The sequence below is a fragment of the Paenibacillus sp. FSL R7-0302 genome (genome assembly GCF_038006885.1).
Classification (GTDB): Bacteria; Bacillota; Bacilli; order Paenibacillales; family Paenibacillaceae; genus Paenibacillus_AQ.
Genome location: NZ_JBBOWB010000001.1, coordinates 709565 through 727754 on the forward strand (window position 1 = coordinate 709565; position 18190 = coordinate 727754).

Sequence of the window (18190 nt, forward strand, 5' to 3'; positions counted from 1 at the left end):
GCATGTTCAAGATCAAGATTCCTGCAGCAGCACTTCTGAGCGTAGCCTTAATGGGCTGTGAGCCCCTGACAGCATCGGCTCCGGTTACCACCGTAGCGGCAGCTACTCCTGTAGCCACTGCAACAGCTGCTCCCATCAAGGCGTCCAATGCTATCAAAGTACAGAATGTAGATGTGACCATGCTATTCGACGGTGTAGCACTACAGCCGCCCGCTGGACAACATGTGTTCATGTACAATAACACCACTTATGTTCCTTTACGCTTCATGTCATATGCCCTACAGAAGAGCGTAAGCTGGGATGCCAAGAACCTGAAGGTATCCGTAGCGGAGCCAAGCAGCTCAGAGATGGTAGTCATTAAGGAATACCTGATGAATGCGACTTCCAGTCCTTCTTTTGCTGCCAAGAATATTACGCTTAACAACGTTAAGGCAAGTTATGTATTTAACGGGAGTACGAAGGCATTGCCCCAAGGCCAGTCCAGTTATCTGCTGAACGGCTCGATCTATGTCCCCCTAAGATTCTTATCGGAATCTGTAGGAAATTCCATTAGCTGGAATACGAAGACAAAGACCATTACAGCAAATTCCAAGAACTACGAAGAAAATACAGCTTCTGCGAAACCAACCGACAAGGGAACAAGTCCATCTGCAAGCCCTACTCCGGCACCAGCAGCAACTCCAACGGCTGAACCAGGTGGAGCAGCAGGCGGTTCAGGATCGGCAGGAACAGGGTCCGGTAAGATTTCTTATGAGAGTATTACCAGTGACACCGAAGCCAAGCTGAGCGCGCTACAGGCACAGAGTACATCTACATTGTTAGCAATTGCCTTTGAATATGTGGGTGCTACAGATGCTGCAACCAAGCAAAGTATCAAGGCCAAAGGGTTAGAGCAACTAGCTTCTTTCAAAGCCTCATTTAACAGTATAATCGCTGACGCTGAACAAAAACTAAACACTAATGGATATAGCACAGCTATTATTGCTCAGTATAGAGCGGCCTTCGAGGCTGAGTTAGATAAGGGAAGAGCTGCGGCTGAGGGTATGGGGAAATAATAGGTGTGAAACAGTTTTACCTAATAAGAGACATTGTCGAGAAGATGGCGGGTTAACATCCGCTATTTTCAATATCTGAAAACAGAGGTTGATGGTGAATGAGGCCATACTTAGTAGTAAAAAGGGTTGTTGATTGGCTCATTGCATGTGTGCTTATTGTACTAAGTTCGCCCTTTATGATAGCAGCAATTATAGCTGTGAAGATTAGCTCTAAGGGGCCTGCTTTATTTAAGCAAAAACGCCCCGGAAAGAATTGCAAAATCTTTACGGTTTACAAGTTTAGGACAATGTCTCTAGAGACGGATGCGCAGGGGGATCTTTTGCCCGATATTCAAAGAATGACTAAGGTAGGTTCTTTTTTGCGTAAGACAAGCATTGACGAACTGCCACAATTGTTTAACATTCTTAAAGGGGATATGAGCTTTATTGGACCGCGTCCTCTGTTAGTCAAATATCTTGAATATTATACCCCTGAACAAAATCGTAGACATGAAGTTACACCAGGGATATCAGGGTGGGCTCAAGTGAATGGAAGAAACACAATCAGTTGGCAAGAAAAGTTCGATTACGACGTTTGGTATGTTGATCATATTAATTTAAAGCTCGATATGAAAATTTTCTGGAAAACGGTTAAGAATGTTTTGATTAGAGAAGGGGTTAACAACTCTCAGACAGATACGATGCCAGTCTTTACGGGTGGCAATACAATTGAAAGCTGATTATTCTATCAAGGTCAGGTGATTTCATTGGGAAACTTATTGATATTGGGGGCTGGAGGACATGGTAAGGTTGTCGCTGAAACAGCTATGCGTACTGGTCTATGGGATGAGATAGCTTTTTTGGACAATGATAGTTCTCTTAAAAAAGTGATAGGGATTCCTGTTATTGGAGGTTTCGATACTTATCCTAACTATAAAGAGACATATTCTAATGCGATCGTTGCCATCGGGAATAATCACAATAGATTGACTTGGCTGACTACACTTGAACAAGCAGGCTACAAAATCCCTGTAATAATTCATCCCTCCAGCATATTAAGTGAATTCTGTGAAATTGAGTCCGGTACTGTAGTTCTCGCTGGGGTTGTGGTCAATGCAAACGCTAGGATCGCAAAGGGATGCATCCTTAATACTTCAAGTACGATTGATCATGATTGTGTGATTGGGAATGGGGTTCATATTTCTCCTGGCACCAATGTTAGCGGAACAGTTACAATTAATGATTTCACTTGGCTAGGTGTAGGGTCGAAGATCGTAAATAATATCACTATAGGCTCCAATGTGATTGTTGCCGCTGGCGCTGTAGTAATTAATGATATTCCTGATAGTGTAATGGTAGCAGGTGTACCAGCACAAACAAAAAAATGCTTTGGAGATGAATCGTAATGCAGGAACGTATTTATTTATCACCTCCACATATGAGTGGAAATGAAATGAAATACATACAGGAGGCATTCGATAGTAACTGGATTGCCCCTTTAGGTACTAACGTTGATATGTTCGAAGAAGAGATCTGCGCCTATGTTGGCATGGAGCATGGGCTTGCCTTGTCATCAGGTACTGCAGGAATTCACCTGGCACTGAAATACTTTGATGTAGGTCCTGGTGATTATGTATTTTGTTCAGATTTAACTTTTGCAGGAAGCTGTAACCCGATTCTTTATCAGTATGCGAATCCTGTATTCATTGATTCCGAACCGGAAACTTGGAATATGTCACCCATAGCTTTAGAGAAAGCATTCGAGTGGGCCAAAAAAGAAAATAAAATGCCAAAGGCAGTTATTATAGTGGATTTATATGGGCAAAGTGCAGACTACGATGCATTACTACCTATTTGTGAGCAATATGATGTTCCTGTCATTGAAGATGCAGCAGAAGCCCTCGGAGCTTCGTATAAGGGGAAGAAATGCGGTTCATTTGGTCACATTGGTATCTTTTCATTTAACGGGAACAAGATTATCACTACCTCTGGTGGTGGAATGGTTGTTTCTAACGACGAAGAGGCTATTAAGAAGATGCGCTTCTGGGCGACGCAGTCTAGAGAACCTGCGAAGCATTATGAGCATAAAGAGGTAGGATACAATTACCGGATGTCTAATATTTGTGCTGGGATTGGGCGGGGGCAACTTCAAGCTTTGGACAGATTCATTGATAACCGAAAGTTTATATTTCAACAGTATAAAGATCAACTACAAGAACTTCCATTCTCTTTCATGCCTATTTCTGATTTGGGAAGTCCTAATTACTGGTTATCGGTTTTAACTCTAAATGAGAATGTGGAATTTAACCCTGAATACATCATTAATAAACTTGAATTGCTGAATATTGAATCTCGTCCTTTATGGAAACCAATGCATTTACAGCCTGTTTTCTTGGATACACCTATTTTTTATCATAATGAGACTGAGTACGTTTGTAATCAATTGTTTCAATATGGAGTCTGCCTACCATCAGGTTCTTCCATGACAAATGAACAACAAAGCCTGGTTATAAATACGATTAAAAATATCTTTACATCGGTAAATAAATGAAAATATTATTTCTTACACTGGCTTATCCAGAGGGAGAAGGCTCTCGGAATTTATATGTAGACCTGATGAGAGAGTTTAAAGATCGTGGTGACGAAGTGTTTGTTATTTGTCAGCGTGAGAGAAGATATGGTAAAGAAACAGAATTGAAAAATGAATCTGGAATACAAGTATTAAGGGTGAGAACAGGAAATGTTACTAAAACAGGGTTCCTTGAAAAGGGATTATCTACCTTGTTGATTGAAAGACAGTTTATAAAAGCAGCAAAAGAATATTATAAAGGAATAAAATTTGACTTAATTCTCTACTCTACTCCACCAATTACTTTTGTGAAAGTGGTCGAATATTTTAAAAAGCGAGATGGGAGTAAGACTTACTTATTGTTGAAAGATATATTCCCTCAAAATGCAGTTGATCTAGGCATTATTAAAGAGAAGAGTTTGATTTGGTATTACTTTAGGAAGAAGGAAAGAAAACTCTATTCAGTCTCTGACAATATTGGCTGCATGTCGAAAGCGAATGCTAACTATGTGCTGGAACATAATAAAGAAGTTAATATAAATAAAGTTGAAGTGTGTCCTAACTCTATTAAACCCGTTGACGTTCCTTGTCAGTCTCTAGCTAGAAGGGAAGAATTGAGACTAAAATACAATATTCCTAAAGGTTCTGTGGTTTATATTTATGGTGGGAATTTAGGTAAACCCCAGGGTATGGATTTTTTAATTAATACATTAAATAGTATGAAAAATATAGAAAATATATATTTTCTAATAATAGGTTCAGGTACTGAGTTTGATAAGATAAAGAATCATATATCAGTTAATAAACAAACAAATGTAAGGTTAGAACAATATATGCCTAAGAATGAATTCGATGAAATTTTATCTGTAAGCGATGTGGGGCTCGTGTTCCTGGATAGAAGATTTACCATCCCAAATTTTCCTTCAAGAATCAATTCTTACTTGGAGTTCGGATTACCAGTTTTAGCTGCAACCGATGTTATTACAGATGTTAAAGATATGCTTTACGAAGCTAAATGTGGATTATGGTCTGAGAGTGGGGATTTAGAAAGCTTCAGAGATAACATAATTACCTTGAGTAGCAATCAGATGTTACGGCTAGAAATGGGATCTAATGGGAGAACTTATCTGGAAGAAAACTTCACTGTAGATAAAACCTACGAAATCATTGTTGCTCATTAAATAATAACGGATGCGGGGTATACGGTATGTTTACTGGAAAAACATTATTGATAACTGGGGGGACTGGTTCTTTCGGGAATGCAGTTCTGAAGAGATTCTTAGACACAGAAATTAGTGAGATTAGAATATTCTCCAGAGATGAAAAGAAACAAGATGATATGCGTAAGGAACTAAGAAATGATAAAGTGAAATTCTTCATAGGAGATGTTCGTGACTATAATAGTGTGGCGTCTGCTATGCACAATGTAGATTACGTGTTCCATGCGGCTGCACTAAAACAAGTGCCTTCGTGCGAATTTTTCCCTATGGAAGCTGTCAAAACAAATGTTATCGGGACTGAGAATGTTCTTAATGCAGCCATAGCATTTGGAATAAAGAAAGTTGTATGTTTGTCAACAGATAAAGCAGTATATCCTATTAATGCTATGGGTATTTCAAAAGCAATGATGGAAAAAGTAATGGTTGCTAAATCTAGAACTGTATCTCCTGAAGATACATTAATCTGTGGAACACGTTATGGAAACGTGATGTGTTCCAGAGGGTCTGTGATTCCATTATTTATTGATCAGATCAAAAATTATGAGGATATAACAATTACTGATCCTGACATGACACGATATCTTATGTCCTTAGAGGATGCTGTGGAATTAGTATTGTTTGCCTTTAACAAAGCTGCACAAGGGGACATTTTTGTTCAGAAAGCCCCCGCTTCAACAATAGGGGAATTGGCTATCGCCCTGAAAGAATTGTTTCAATCAGATAGTCAAACCAGAGTTATTGGAACCAGACATGGTGAGAAGTTATATGAGACTTTGCTGACGCGTGAAGAAATGGCTAAAGCTAACGACTTAGGCAGCTATTATCGGATTTCTGCAGACACCAGAGATTTAAACTATGACAAGTTCTTTGAAGAAGGTAATAGAGAGATTTCTGAAGGCTGGGAATACAATTCGCATAATACAGAAAGATTAGATGTTCAAGGAATAAAAGAACTCTTGTTAAGTCTAGATTTAATCCAAAAAGAACTAAATGGTAGGGGAATTCTATAATGAGAACTGTTTTGGTAACAGGTGCTAACGGATTTATTGGACGTAACTTGGTAGCTACTATAAGTAGAAGAGAAGATATAGAGGTTATGAGAATCGACTCCAAAAACTCACTTGAGGAATTAGAAGAGTACGCTTTAAAGGCTGATTTCATTTACCATCTTGCCGGGGTTAATCGACCAGAGAATACTGAGGATTTTATGACAGGGAATTTGGGTTCCACCCAACATTTAATAAATATATTATCCTCGAATCAAAAGAAGACTCCTATTTTGCTTTCTTCATCAATTCAAGCTAAACAAGAAAATCCATATGGGAGCAGCAAGCGGGCAGCAGAGGAAGCGGTTTTGGCTTATGGTCATAATATAGGAGTAAATACATTTGTGTACAGGCTACCTAATGTTTTTGGAAAATGGAGTAAACCAAACTATAATTCTGTTGTCGCAACTTGGTGCTACAATATTAGCAGAGAAATACCTATTCAAGTGAATAATCCGGAAGCAGAAGTTGAGTTGGTTTATATTGATGATGTTGTTGAATCCTTCATAGACACGATGGATGCTGCAGATACATCAAGTATAAGTGATTACCGTGATATACCGCGTTCCTTTATTGTTAAGCTTAAAGATATTGAAGCAAGCTTAGTTTCCTTTAAATCAAGCAGGCATACACTTGTAATTTCAGACTTGAAAAGTGATTTTGAACGTTTTCTATATAGTACTTATCTCTCATATATGCCTGAAGATGATTTCGGATACGATTTGGAAATGAAGCATGATAACAGAGGTTGGTTAGCTGAGTTTATTAAAACTGAACATTCTGGTCAGGTATTTATTTCTCGTACTAAGCCAGGTATTACCCGAGGTAACCACTGGCATCATACTAAGGTGGAGAAGTTCCTTGTTATTGAAGGAGAAGCTGTTGTGAAATTCCGCCGGATTGAAGATGAGAAAATCTTAGAATATCCGGTAAATGGACTATCTTTGCGAGTGATAGATATTCCTCCTGGTTATACACATTCTATTACTAATACTGGTACCATTGATGTAATCACCCTTTTTTGGGCTAATGAATTGTTTAACCCCGATAAGCCAGATACTTATTACTTGGAGGTTTAAAAAATGGAAAAGCTTAAAGTCATGACAATCCTGGGCACTAGACCAGAGATCATTCGTTTGTCTGAGTGTATTAAAGCTTGTGATAGATATTTCAATCACATTCTTGTTCATACTGGACAGAATTGGGATTACACATTAAATGAAGTGTTCTTCAATGAACTTGAACTTCGGCAACCCGACTACTTCCTCGAAGCAGTAGGAACAAATCTTGGCGAAACGATGGGGAATATAATAGCAAAATCATTTGAAGTTTTAGAAAGGGAAAAACCTGATGCTTTGCTTATCTTAGGTGATACTAATAGTGCTCTTAGTGCGATAGCTGCAAAAAGACTTAAGGTACCGATTTTCCATATGGAAGCAGGGAATCGATGTTTTGATCAAAATGTCCCTGAAGAAATCAACCGTAAGATTGTTGACCATATTTCGGATATTAATCTGCCTTATACAGAGCATTCCAGGAGATACCTTCTATCGGAAGGATTCCGTAAAGAGCATATCTTTGTTACTGGGTCCCCAATGCAGGAAGTTCTTCAAGCGCACATGGATAAGATCGATGCAAGTAATGTTCTTGAACGATTAAATCTCGAGTCGGGGAAGTATATAATTGTTTCAGCTCATCGTGAAGAAAATATTGATAATGAGCAAAATTTCATGTCATTGATGACTGCAATAAATAAAATTGCTGAACGTTATCAAATGCCAGTGATTTATTCTACACATCCTAGAAGCATGAAGTATATAGAACAACGTAATTTCAAGTTTCATCCACTAGTACAGAATCTTAAGCCATTTGGTTTTTTAGATTATAATAAGCTTCAAAAAAATAGTTATTGTGTGCTTTCAGATAGCGGCACTTTGTCTGAGGAGAGCGCCATGCTAGGGTTTAACGGAGTATTATTAAGAACTTCAACTGAAAGACCAGAAGTTCTTGATAAGGGAACTATAGTTATTGGTGGAATAAATGAAAAAACAATTTTGCAAGGAATAGAATTAAGCCATGAACTGTCTAATGCAGGGGCTAAAACTAAAATTGCTATTGATTACAAAGATGATAATGTTTCAGTAAAGGTTGTTAAAATAATACAGAGTTATGTAGGGATTGTAAATAAGGTAGTGTGGAATAAATAAGTTAATAAGAAAGAGAGTTTCTGATGAAAAACAAATTGATAATATTTTTCACAATGAGCCTTTGGAATGAACCACATCGTGGTAGGCATCATTATGCAACCCAATTATCGAAAGATAATGTAGTTATATGGGTAAACAGAACTTTATCTTGGAAAGAAAAATACGAATCTCCAAAATTAGAAGAAATTAATAGTAATTTATACGTCTTACATACTGGAAAATCTGTATTACCTCATAGATTTAGAGTTTCAGAAAAATTGAATAACAATAGAAGAATAAGGTTATTAAATAATTTTCTCAAAAACAAGATTGGAAGAAAACCTGATTTGTTATGGTTATATGATTTTACGGCAGAGAAGATAACTAAATATTACTCTGATTCTAAAAGTATTTACTTTTGTAATGATTATTTTGGCGAAGAAGCTTTTCTGAATTATGAAGTTGATTTGGCGAGAAAAGTAGATTATGTATTTTGTACTGCACCCAAGTTGATGGAGAGATTTAAGAAGATAAATGAGAATAGTTATTTTATTCCTCATGGTATATGGCCTAATGAAATCCCAAAGAGATTTGAGAAGAAAAAAAATATGGACACAGTGGGTTATATAGGGACATTGAATAACACATTGGATTTGAATTTTTTTTATGAAATAATAAAAAATACCAATTGTCAATTAATCATTGGGGGGCCTATTATAGAATCTTCTCATAATATGAAGAATCTATATGCTGAACTTTTTAATCATGATAGAGTATCTTACATTGGAAATCTAAATAAAAAACAAATGATGTTAGAAATATCTAAGTTAGATGTTTGTTTGATTCCTTATAAGTGCGATAAGGTAGGAGAATATAGATTTGCTCTAAAGTTTTTAGAATATTTATCGATGGGTAAACCAATTGTTGCAACTCCATTCTTTGATTGGCCAAGTCCGTATAATGAATTTGTGAATATATACAAAGAAAATAATTCCCTCAATTCATTTTTGACATCTGTCTATAATAATTGGGATTACATTTACTTTGAAAAAGCCTTGGATATTTGTGAAAATGCAACATGGGAATCAAGAGTAGAGGAGATTAATCAATTGATTTATAAAGAGTTGGTGATATTATGAAAATTGCAATAGTTGGTGGATTTCTTTTTCCATACGGAGATGCAGCTGGGGCTCGTTATAGGTTGTTAGCTAAATCATTAAAAAAATTAAATACTGAAGTTTATGTAATATCGCAATTACCGTATGTACCAAGGGAAGATGATTACAATATAGAAAATGATAATTATGAATTTGAAGGTATTAGATATGAATCGGTTATAAAGAGAGAGACAACTCAAAAAAAATACTTAACTAGTTCTTTGAATTTAATAGAAGCATATAACGAAAGTGCAAAAAGTCTTGAAAACCTAATTAAATTAGAAGGAATAGACATTATTCTGTACAGCGGGAATTTTAATATTGCATTCAGAAGTATCTTTAAAGTAGCAAGAAAATATGGTGTCCCAGTTGTTAATGATGTGATGGAATGGTTTAGCAGTTTTGTGTTTCATGGTGGTGCATTTCATCCTCTCTCTTGGGATCACGAATATTATATGCGAGTAATAAATAAACGAGTGGATGGATTATTAGTTATTAGTTCATATCTTGAAAAATATTATAAAAAAACATCATTGCCGTTATTGAGGGTTCCTTCAATTGGTGAATTTAATAATTTACCAGTAGTTTCAGAACAGAAAAAAGATAACAATTACCCTATAAAGATTGGTTATTACGGTACTCCTTCTATAAAAGATGGAATATACGAAATGATTCAGGCTATTAATATACTCTCTGAAAAAAAATGTGACTTTAAATTTTACCTTGCTGGTGACGATGGTAGAAGTGGTCACTTGAAAAAAGTCATAGAAATAGTCAACTCCAATAAATTATTATCTGAAAAAATTGTGATTATGGGGAAGATTAATCAAGAAGATATCCCAGTTTTTTTCTCTAATTGTGATATTTTAATTTTAACAAGACCTAATATGAGGTTCGCAAAGGCGGGCTTTCCTCAAAAAATACCAGAATATATGTCATTGGGAAAACCTATAGTTGTCACCGATGTAGGAGATATTTCCATGTATGTAAGACATGAAGTAGATGGATTAATTGTAAAACCAAATAATCCATTAATATTTGCAAATGCTCTTGAGGAGTTAATAAATTACAGTGATAATGATCGCGAAAAAATGGGGTTGTCGGCTTGGAATAGAGGGAAAAATTCTTTTGAAAGTGAGATACATTCAAAGAGAATATTGGACTTTTTTTCGACTATTATAGACAATAAAATGAAAAAAAATGTTTGAGTTTAGGGAGAACCATATGAGTAAAAAGTTAAATATAGAGAAATCGTTAATTTCAAAAAGTTTACCAATAATAATATTAATTGATATATTGATATTGCCATATTTTCCTATATTTATTATCCCGTTTAGTTTACCAATAGTGTTAATTCTTAATCTTTTAACGGTGAAGCAAAGTGTAAGAGAAGAGTATTTTTTATTGTTTCTAATAGTTACGGTAATGATATCAATAAGTATTTTAATTGGGTTATTCACTTATGATCGCTCAGAATATTTACTTGAAAATTTGAAAAGAGGATTACAATTAATAACCACATTTTCTTATTTTTTTTATTATAGATATATATTAAAAACTATAGATATAAGTTTTAAAAGTGTGTTTTTGGTTTTCGTGATTTATTTTACTGTTTTATCTATTTTATTTATGATTAATCCGAATTATCTTGTTGATTTAAAAATGCTGATTTATAAATCGAGTGCAAATAGAATAGAAGATATTTTTTATAATTATAGATTCAGTTATATGTTCACTGATCCAAACACCGCAGGTTATTTGTATGCAATAGTTGTAATATTTATGTTATACAACATGAATTTAAAGTTAGTAGAGAAACTGGTAACCATACTGTCAGTACCTATTAATCTAATTGCTATTCAAAGTAACGCTTTGTTATTAATATTTTTAATGATTTTAGGTTTTGAAATTATAAATTTTATAATATACAAAAAACGTGTAAGCAAAACTCAAATTATAACAGTTGGCATTTCATTAATATTAATATACACATTATTTGCACAATATAAGACTACTATTACACCTTATTTAGATTATTTTTTCAGTAGAATTCAAAATGTTAGTTCTGATAACAAAGAAGGAAGACTAGACCGATATATATTAACTTTAAAAAACTTTACTCCTTATCTTTGGGGAGAGGGCTATATACTTTTAATTAATGGGAACATATTTAAGCCTCATAGCGATCATTTTCGAATGATTTATTCTTATGGAATTGTTGCATATTTAGGGATTTTGAAATTTTTCTTTAATAATATGTTTAAAGGTAAAAGGTATTTCTTTTTAATTCCAGCAATTGTAGCATTCTCTATTAATACTCTAATTGATGAACAGAAACTATTAGCTTTATTTTTAATATTACTTTCTTATAGTTTAATTGTAGATAAAAAAAATATGTTAGGTGAGAAAAATGAAAAAAATATTAGTGTTTAGTGCTTATTATCTTCCTGGATATAAAGGTGGAGGGCCAATACGTTGCATAGAGAATACTGTGAAAGCTCTTAAAAATGACTTTGAATTTTCAATTGTGACTTCTGATAGAGATCTGGGCGACAAAACAAAATATCAGGGAATTGAGAATGATAAATGGACACAGCTCAACGGCACTGAAGTTTATTATTCAAAACCTGGCCTTCTATCCTTATTTAGTTTGATTAAAACTCTTAAAAATAAGGATTTTGATTTATTTTATTTTAATAGTTTTTTTTCTTGGAAGTTTACAATATTGCCCTTGATTCTAATAAAAATGAGGTTGCTTAGAAATAAAAGTATAGTGTTGGCTCCAAGAGGAGAATTCTCAAATGGGGCATTAAACTTAAAAAGTAATAAAAAAAAACTATTTATTAATTTGTCCAGGATACTGGGGTTATACAAAAATATACTCTGGCAAGCTTCAAGTAATTTCGAGGTTCAGGATATAGAGAATCAAATAGGTAGATATGTTGAAGTGAAAGTTGCTCCAGAGATTCCTTCTTATATTGAAGATGTTTTTCAAAATAAAAGATTTAATAAAAATGTTGGTGAAGTGAGATTGATTTTTCTTTCGAGAATTTCTCCTAAGAAGAATTTAATTGGTGCATTAGAATTATTAAGAAAAGTAAAAGGAAGAGTGATTTTTAGCATTTTTGGGCCTATTGAAGACAAAATATATTGGGAAAAATGTAAAAATGTTATAAGTGGTATGCCTAATAATATTAAAGTCATTTACGAGGGAAGTATAGATCACAATAGCGTATATAAAAGATTAGCAGAAAATCATTTCTTTTTTCTACCGACACATGGCGAAAACTTTGGTTATGTGATAATAGAGGCATTGACAGTTGGGTGTCCAGTTATCATTAGTGATCAAACGCCATGGAGATCTTTGGAGGAAAAGGGTTGTGGTTGGGACCTTTCATTAGATTCTCAAAATGAAATTATTAGTATATTGGAAAGATGCGTGGGCATGGACAAAATTCAATACGAGATAATGTCAACAAAAGCATATGATTATGGAAAACAATATCTAAATAATGATGAAACAATTAAAAAGACACAAGCCTTATTCAACCATCCTTTGAATAAATTTACTTAAGAGAAGGGTGGATATTGAAATTGAGTCTGAAAATATTATATAAGAAACTCGGGATACACAAAATAAAAAATGATAAAGCTAAAAAAATTATAAATAATTCTAGTTGGTTGGTAAGTGATAAAATTTTCACATTGCTACTTGGAGTATTTGTTAGCGCAATTACAGCTCGTTATTTTGGGCCAGAGCAATTTGGGCAGTTTAATTATGCTTTAGCTTTCGTTTCTTTATTTACTGCTTTTTCTACTTTAGGTTTAGAAGTTTTGACGGTAAAGTCTTTAGTTGAAAAGGAGTTTGATGAAGGAACGATATTATGTACTAGTCTTTTTCTACGAATATTTGGTGGGGTATTCTTAACAATATTCACGACACTAATAATTAGATTAATTGAACCTAAGGATTATAATTTACAAATTATAGTTCTAATTATGTCATTTTCAATGACTATTAAATCCTTAGATGTTATTGAATATTGGATTCAAGCTCATCAAAAGGCTAAAGTTTCTTCTATCATTCGAATGGTAGTAACAATCATTACTTCTATATTAAAGATATTATTAGTGCTATTAAAAGGGAATTTAATTCTTTTTGCTTGTATTTATACCGTTGATGCAATAATAATTAGTTTTGCTTTATTAATTGCATATTTTAAAATCAGAGAAAGCAAGTCTAATTGGAGATTTAATCTTTTTTATGCTAAAAACATAATGTCACAGAGCTGGTACTTAATTATTTCAGGATTAATGATTACTTTATATATGAGATTAGACCAAGTAATGTTAGGATATATGTTCCCAAACAAGGGAGTTTTGGGGATCTACTCAGCAGCAGTAAGAATTGCTGAAATGTGGTATTTTGTGCCGATGGCGGTTATTACATCATTTAGACCGGTCATAATGAGTACACGAAAAATTAATGAAAAAAGCTATTTGAAGTCACTGCAGCTGTTGTATTCGATAGTTACTTGGATTGGAATTTGTTTTGGTTTAATTATTCTACTTTTATCTAAGCCTGCAATTACATTGTTATACGGTCAGGAATACATTGGCGCATATAGGATATTATCAGTTAGTGTATGGACAGGTGTTTTTGCAACTATTGGTTCAGCTCGTTCAATATGGTTACTTTGTGAGGGACTCCAAAGATATTCATTAATTCAAACTTTTAGCGGACTGATTATCAACTTTACTTTGAATCTCTTTCTTATTCCAAGATATGGTGCGTATGGTGCAGCTATAGCTACTTTAATGGCTCAATTTTTTGCCAACATTATTATTTTTGGGTTCTTTAAAAGAACCAGAATTTCCTTTGAAATGGTATTGAAATCGTTCAATCCGATGATATTTTTAAATCGGAAAAAGGAATTGTAAACATACTGTATAAAGATTTTTATTATATTTTAAGGACTGATTAGAGTGGAGATTTCCGTAGCAGGGACAGGATATGTAGGACTAGTAACAGCAGTTTGTCTAGCTGAAAGAGGAAATAATGTAACTTGTTTAGATATCGATGAAGAAAAAATCTCTCTCATGCAAAATGGTGTCTCTCCAATATTCGAGCCTGGTCTAGAAGTACTTATGAAGAAAAATAAAGAGAGTATTACTTATACAACTGATTTTCAAAAGGCATACAGCAATGCACAAATTATTATTATTGGGGTAGGTACCCCCGAAAAAAAAGATGGATCAGCGAATCTAAAATATGTATATGAGGTTGCTCGGCAAATAGCACAAACAGTAGAAAAGGATTGTATTGTTATTGTTAAGTCAACTGTTCCAGTAGGAACTAATGACAAAGTTGAACAAATTATAAAAGAAAATAAGAACCATAATGTAACTATTGAAGTTGCTTCTAATCCTGAATTTTTATCTCAAGGTACCGCAGTTAAAGACACCCTGAATGCTACAAGAATAGTATTAGGTGTCGAGTCAAAAAGTGCAGAGAGATTATTGAAAGAAATGTATAGTGAATTTAATATTCCCTTTGTAGTTACCGATCGTAGAAGTGCAGAAATGATTAAGTATGCTGCTAATGATTTCTTAGCCTTGAAAATATCTTATATTAACGAAATGGCTAATCTTTGCGAAATTGTTGGAGCTAACATTGAGGATGTTGCTACTGGAATGGGAATGGATCCAAGGATAGGTGATAGGTTCTTAAGTGCTGGTATAGGTTATGGCGGCTCGTGTTTTCCCAAAGATACTAAAGCTTTGCATTGGCTTGCCAGCTTTAATGATTATGAATTAAAAACAGTAAAGGCTGCAATTGAAGTAAATGAGAATCAAAAAATAAGACTTATAAAAAAATCCAGGAAATATTATGATAGTTTTAGTGGCCTTAATATTGCTGTGTTAGGCTTAACTTTTAAGCCTGGTACGGATGATTTAAGAGATGCTCCTTCTTTAGTAAATATCCCATTGCTACTTGAGGATGGCGCTCATGTTAAGGCCTGGGACCCTGTGGGGGCAGATAATTTTAGAAAACTGTTTCCTAATGAAATTAATTACTGTGAATCAATAGAAGATACTTTATTAGATGCTGATATGTGTTTTATCTTTACGGAATGGGAAGAGATTAAGAATTTTCCACTTTATAAATATAAAGAGTTGATGAAGAATCCACTTATACTTGATGGGCGAAACTGCTATTCCCTTACTGAGGTGGAGAAAAATGGGTTAGTATACGAGTCAATTGGTAGAAGAAAAGTGAACACCTAAATCTTATGATTATTAACAAAAGAAAAAGAATACTCAAACCCCTTTTTGGTCTTTTCATTATAGTAGTGCTTCTTTCCATTTTTGCGGGAAGATTTTTGATTATATCCGACACTTCCAAGCAAGCAGACGTTATCATCATCCTCAGCGGCGGGGGAGGGCGGGTGGAGCAAGGGGTTCAGCTGTTTCAAGAAGGCTACGCGCCGCAGATCCTGCTGTCTAACGCTAAAGAGATCACCGGCCCTGCCGGCGACATGCGCGAAACGGCCCTCTCCTTGGGCATCCCGGAATCCGCTATTTGGACGGAGGACGCTGCCGAGAGCACCTACCAAAACGCGCAACTCACGCTTCCGATCATGCAGCAGGAGGGATTCAAGTCAGCGATTGTGGTGTCGTCGGATTTTCATATGCGGCGGGTGAAGTTTATCTTCGATCATGTGTATAGGAAGTCGGGGATTGCGCTGACTTATATCGGGGCGGATTCGGGCTATAACGCGAAGACGTGGTGGAGTGACCGGTATAGCCGGGAGACGACGTTTAACGAATATATCAAGATGATTGGTAATGCCTTCGGCTATAATGGCCCGGAAGCGAAGGGGGCGCTGGAGCAGATTAAGCGCTGGTTCCGCAGGTAACAGAGACCTTATGAGACTACTGTGTGTACGTAAATTCATTTGGAATGTCAAGTTACTATGCAAACAAGAGCAGGTTATCTTTTCGATAACTTGCTCTTGTTCTTTATTTACCCTACGATATTCAAGGCTTTGATTTTCCCGTTATTAAGCTTGAAACGGAAATCCAGTGGAATTGGACTGCCTTTGAAATTACCTGAAATGGTGGCGGTGACAACCGTTTCGTCATTTTTCTCCGCACAATTGGTGATTTCAGTCCTACCCGCAGCGTCTCTGTTTGCCTTCACAATGAACTTGCTGATAACTTCGGGACCATGAAATTCTTCTCCATTGTCAACTAATATGGCATCCTCTGCAAAGCAGTTAGCGAGAAGGTCACCGTCAAAGATATCTGAGGCATGATAATAGGCTGCAATAGGCTGTGGCAAAGAAATTGCCCTACTGTTAGAGGAAAGAACATTGTGCAGGCGTGTAATTTTATCTCCATCCACAGTAAAATGAAAATCAAAATAAAGGGGGTCCGGTAGTCCGGTTTTGTCGTAATTTCCGTCTGATTTTGCGGTAACCACGATCTCCTTGGCATTTTGAACGACATTTATGATTTCTAGTCTTAAGTCTACTCCGAAATAGTCGTGGTCGCTCCACTCTTTGATAGCGGTTTTCCCGTGATATTCTTTGCCGGCGTCAAAAACAACGGCATCCTCGGCAAAGATCGAAAGGAAGGCCGCGGGATCATCTGTATTGGTCGCATGAAAATGTTCCTCAACCGGTTGGGGTAATTGAATTTTGTTTATCATAATCATCATTCTCCTTTATAGTGTGCGGACAACGCCGCAGTCGATTGTACACTTCTTAATATAAAGGACAAAACCTGACAACAGTCCGTCTGGTTTTGTGTTAAAAAATATGTCAATATGACACACTGGTGTCGTGTTTAGAACGATATACTGTACTTGAATTGAGGTGCTTTAATGCAGATCAGCAGACTTTTCGGCATTGTTTATTACTTACTTGAGAAAAAAGAAACTACAGGGAAAGAGCTTGCCGACCGTTTTGAAGTATCGGTTAGAACCATATATCGTGATATTGAGACATTAAGCAGCGCTGGCATACCTGTCTATACGAATCAAGGCAGAGGCGGCGGAATCGTCATTCTTGACAAATTTATACTCAATAAGTCATTACTTTCTGAAAAAGAACAGGATGAAATACTGCTCGCCTTGCAGAATCTATCAGCAGCGCGGTATCCGGAAATTAATACTATTCTTTCACGATTAAGCAGCCTTTTCAAAAAGAGTGATGTGAATTGGATTGAATTGGACTTCTCACCCTGGGGAAGTAATGAACGAAACAAAGAAAATTTCAATGCAATAAAAGTGGCAATTATAAGCAAACATATTATTATATTCGACTATTTCAATACCTCAGGTGTGAAAAGCTTGCGCAGGGTTGAGCCGCTTAAGTTGATTTTCAAGGATAAGGCATGGTATTTGAAAGCGTATTGCTATGATAAAAGGACATACAGAACATTCAAAATATCCCGTATGGCTAATATTGAAATCACTGAAGAGGTTTTTGAGCAAGAGACATCAGTGGAATCTGCGGCTGAAGGGACAGATAATCATTTACAGAAATTTATTGATATTCGGTTAAAAATCTCTCCGGCGGGAGCGTATAGGATATACGATGACTTTAGTGAAAAAGAAATAACAAAACATGAATATGGATCTTTTACTGTTATCGCATCCATGCCCGAAGGAGATTGGCTTTCAAATTATTTTCTCTCTTATGGACCGATTATTGAAGCGATGGAGCCTCAAAGTCTACGGGATGCTGTTATGAGCAAGATAGAGGTGATGATGGGGAATTTGAATCGAATGGGTGGCCCTGCCTTATGAGACTACTAGAGTCTCTATTTTTTTTGCCCTCATATGGCAAACGGGTTGCCTGTAGTTCACGGATTGTACTAATCTACAGTATTCAATGTTATTGACCATTGGTATAATGTGACATATTATTACAACTATAAAAGAAATTATATTGGATTCCAGTTAGGTGGTG

General features: G+C 35.5%; 17 protein-coding genes. 16 read left to right on the forward strand and 1 reads right to left on the reverse strand.

Translation table 11 applies throughout. The features are described from left to right. Positions 1-2: 2 nt before the first annotated feature. From MKY96_RS03145 to MKY96_RS03215, 15 genes are all read left to right on the forward strand, one after another. Complete coding sequence (locus MKY96_RS03145) at positions 3-1055, forward strand: stalk domain-containing protein (protein WP_340938584.1); 1053 nt, start codon at positions 3-5, stop codon at positions 1053-1055. Between the two features lie 98 nt (positions 1056-1153). Next, on the forward strand, positions 1154-1774 hold the full coding sequence (locus MKY96_RS03150; RefSeq protein WP_340938586.1) for a sugar transferase: 621 nt from the start codon (positions 1154-1156) through the stop codon (positions 1772-1774). Between the two features lie 27 nt (positions 1775-1801). Further along, positions 1802-2440 (forward strand): acetyltransferase, encoded by a 639-nt coding sequence (locus tag MKY96_RS03155; RefSeq protein ID WP_340938588.1) that lies wholly within the window; start codon positions 1802-1804, stop codon positions 2438-2440. Beyond that, positions 2440-3585, forward strand: coding sequence for a DegT/DnrJ/EryC1/StrS family aminotransferase (locus MKY96_RS03160; protein WP_340938590.1), 1146 nt, complete (start codon positions 2440-2442; stop codon positions 3583-3585). The genes MKY96_RS03155 and MKY96_RS03160 overlap by 1 nt, the downstream gene beginning before the upstream one ends. A 65-nt stretch (positions 3586-3650) precedes the next feature. Then, positions 3651-4784, forward strand: coding sequence for a glycosyltransferase family 4 protein (locus tag MKY96_RS03165; protein WP_340938591.1), 1134 nt, complete (start codon positions 3651-3653; stop codon positions 4782-4784). A 26-nt stretch (positions 4785-4810) separates the two neighbouring features. Further along, positions 4811-5833: a polysaccharide biosynthesis protein gene (locus MKY96_RS03170; protein ID WP_340938593.1), complete on the forward strand. Its 1023-nt coding sequence runs from the start codon at positions 4811-4813 to the stop codon at positions 5831-5833. Further along, positions 5833-6948, forward strand: a complete 1116-nt coding sequence (locus tag MKY96_RS03175) for a polysaccharide biosynthesis C-terminal domain-containing protein (protein ID WP_340938594.1) — start codon at positions 5833-5835, stop codon at positions 6946-6948. Before MKY96_RS03170 ends, MKY96_RS03175 begins: the two co-directional genes overlap by 1 nt. Positions 6949-6951: 3 nt before the next feature. Next, on the forward strand, positions 6952-8076 hold the full coding sequence (gene wecB, locus MKY96_RS03180) for a non-hydrolyzing UDP-N-acetylglucosamine 2-epimerase (RefSeq protein ID WP_340938595.1): 1125 nt from the start codon (positions 6952-6954) through the stop codon (positions 8074-8076). A gap of 23 nt (positions 8077-8099) precedes the next feature. Next, positions 8100-9194, forward strand: a complete 1095-nt coding sequence (locus tag MKY96_RS03185) for a glycosyltransferase (protein ID WP_340938596.1) — start codon at positions 8100-8102, stop codon at positions 9192-9194. Further along, positions 9191-10420 (forward strand): glycosyltransferase, encoded by a 1230-nt coding sequence (locus MKY96_RS03190; protein ID WP_340938598.1) that lies wholly within the window; start codon positions 9191-9193, stop codon positions 10418-10420. Before MKY96_RS03185 ends, MKY96_RS03190 begins: the two co-directional genes overlap by 4 nt. Positions 10421-10436: 16 nt before the next feature. Further along, complete coding sequence (locus MKY96_RS03195; protein ID WP_340938599.1) at positions 10437-11645, forward strand: hypothetical protein; 1209 nt, start codon at positions 10437-10439, stop codon at positions 11643-11645. Continuing rightward, on the forward strand, positions 11623-12786 hold the full coding sequence (locus MKY96_RS03200; RefSeq protein WP_340938600.1) for a glycosyltransferase: 1164 nt from the start codon (positions 11623-11625) through the stop codon (positions 12784-12786). The genes MKY96_RS03195 and MKY96_RS03200 overlap by 23 nt, the downstream gene beginning before the upstream one ends. 14 nt (positions 12787-12800) lie before the next feature. Further along, the gene (locus MKY96_RS03205; RefSeq protein ID WP_340938601.1) at positions 12801-14153 is read left to right on the forward strand and encodes a flippase; all 1353 of its coding nucleotides are present in this window, start codon (positions 12801-12803) and stop codon (positions 14151-14153) included. A gap of 45 nt (positions 14154-14198) precedes the next feature. Continuing rightward, positions 14199-15500 (forward strand): UDP-glucose dehydrogenase family protein, encoded by a 1302-nt coding sequence (locus MKY96_RS03210; RefSeq protein WP_340938602.1) that lies wholly within the window; start codon positions 14199-14201, stop codon positions 15498-15500. Between the two features lie 95 nt (positions 15501-15595). Then, positions 15596-16132, forward strand: a complete 537-nt coding sequence (locus MKY96_RS03215; RefSeq protein ID WP_340938604.1) for a YdcF family protein — start codon at positions 15596-15598, stop codon at positions 16130-16132. A 107-nt stretch (positions 16133-16239) separates the two neighbouring features. Here the strand turns inward: MKY96_RS03215 and MKY96_RS03220 are convergent, their stop codons facing one another. Beyond that, the gene (locus MKY96_RS03220) at positions 16240-16926 is read right to left on the reverse strand and encodes a nuclear transport factor 2 family protein (RefSeq protein WP_340938605.1); all 687 of its coding nucleotides are present in this window, start codon (positions 16924-16926) and stop codon (positions 16240-16242) included. A gap of 174 nt (positions 16927-17100) precedes the next feature. Between MKY96_RS03220 and MKY96_RS03225 the strand changes: the two genes are divergently transcribed. Beyond that, positions 17101-18027 (forward strand): helix-turn-helix transcriptional regulator, encoded by a 927-nt coding sequence (locus MKY96_RS03225; protein WP_340938606.1) that lies wholly within the window; start codon positions 17101-17103, stop codon positions 18025-18027. The last annotated feature ends 163 nt before the right edge of the window (positions 18028-18190 follow it).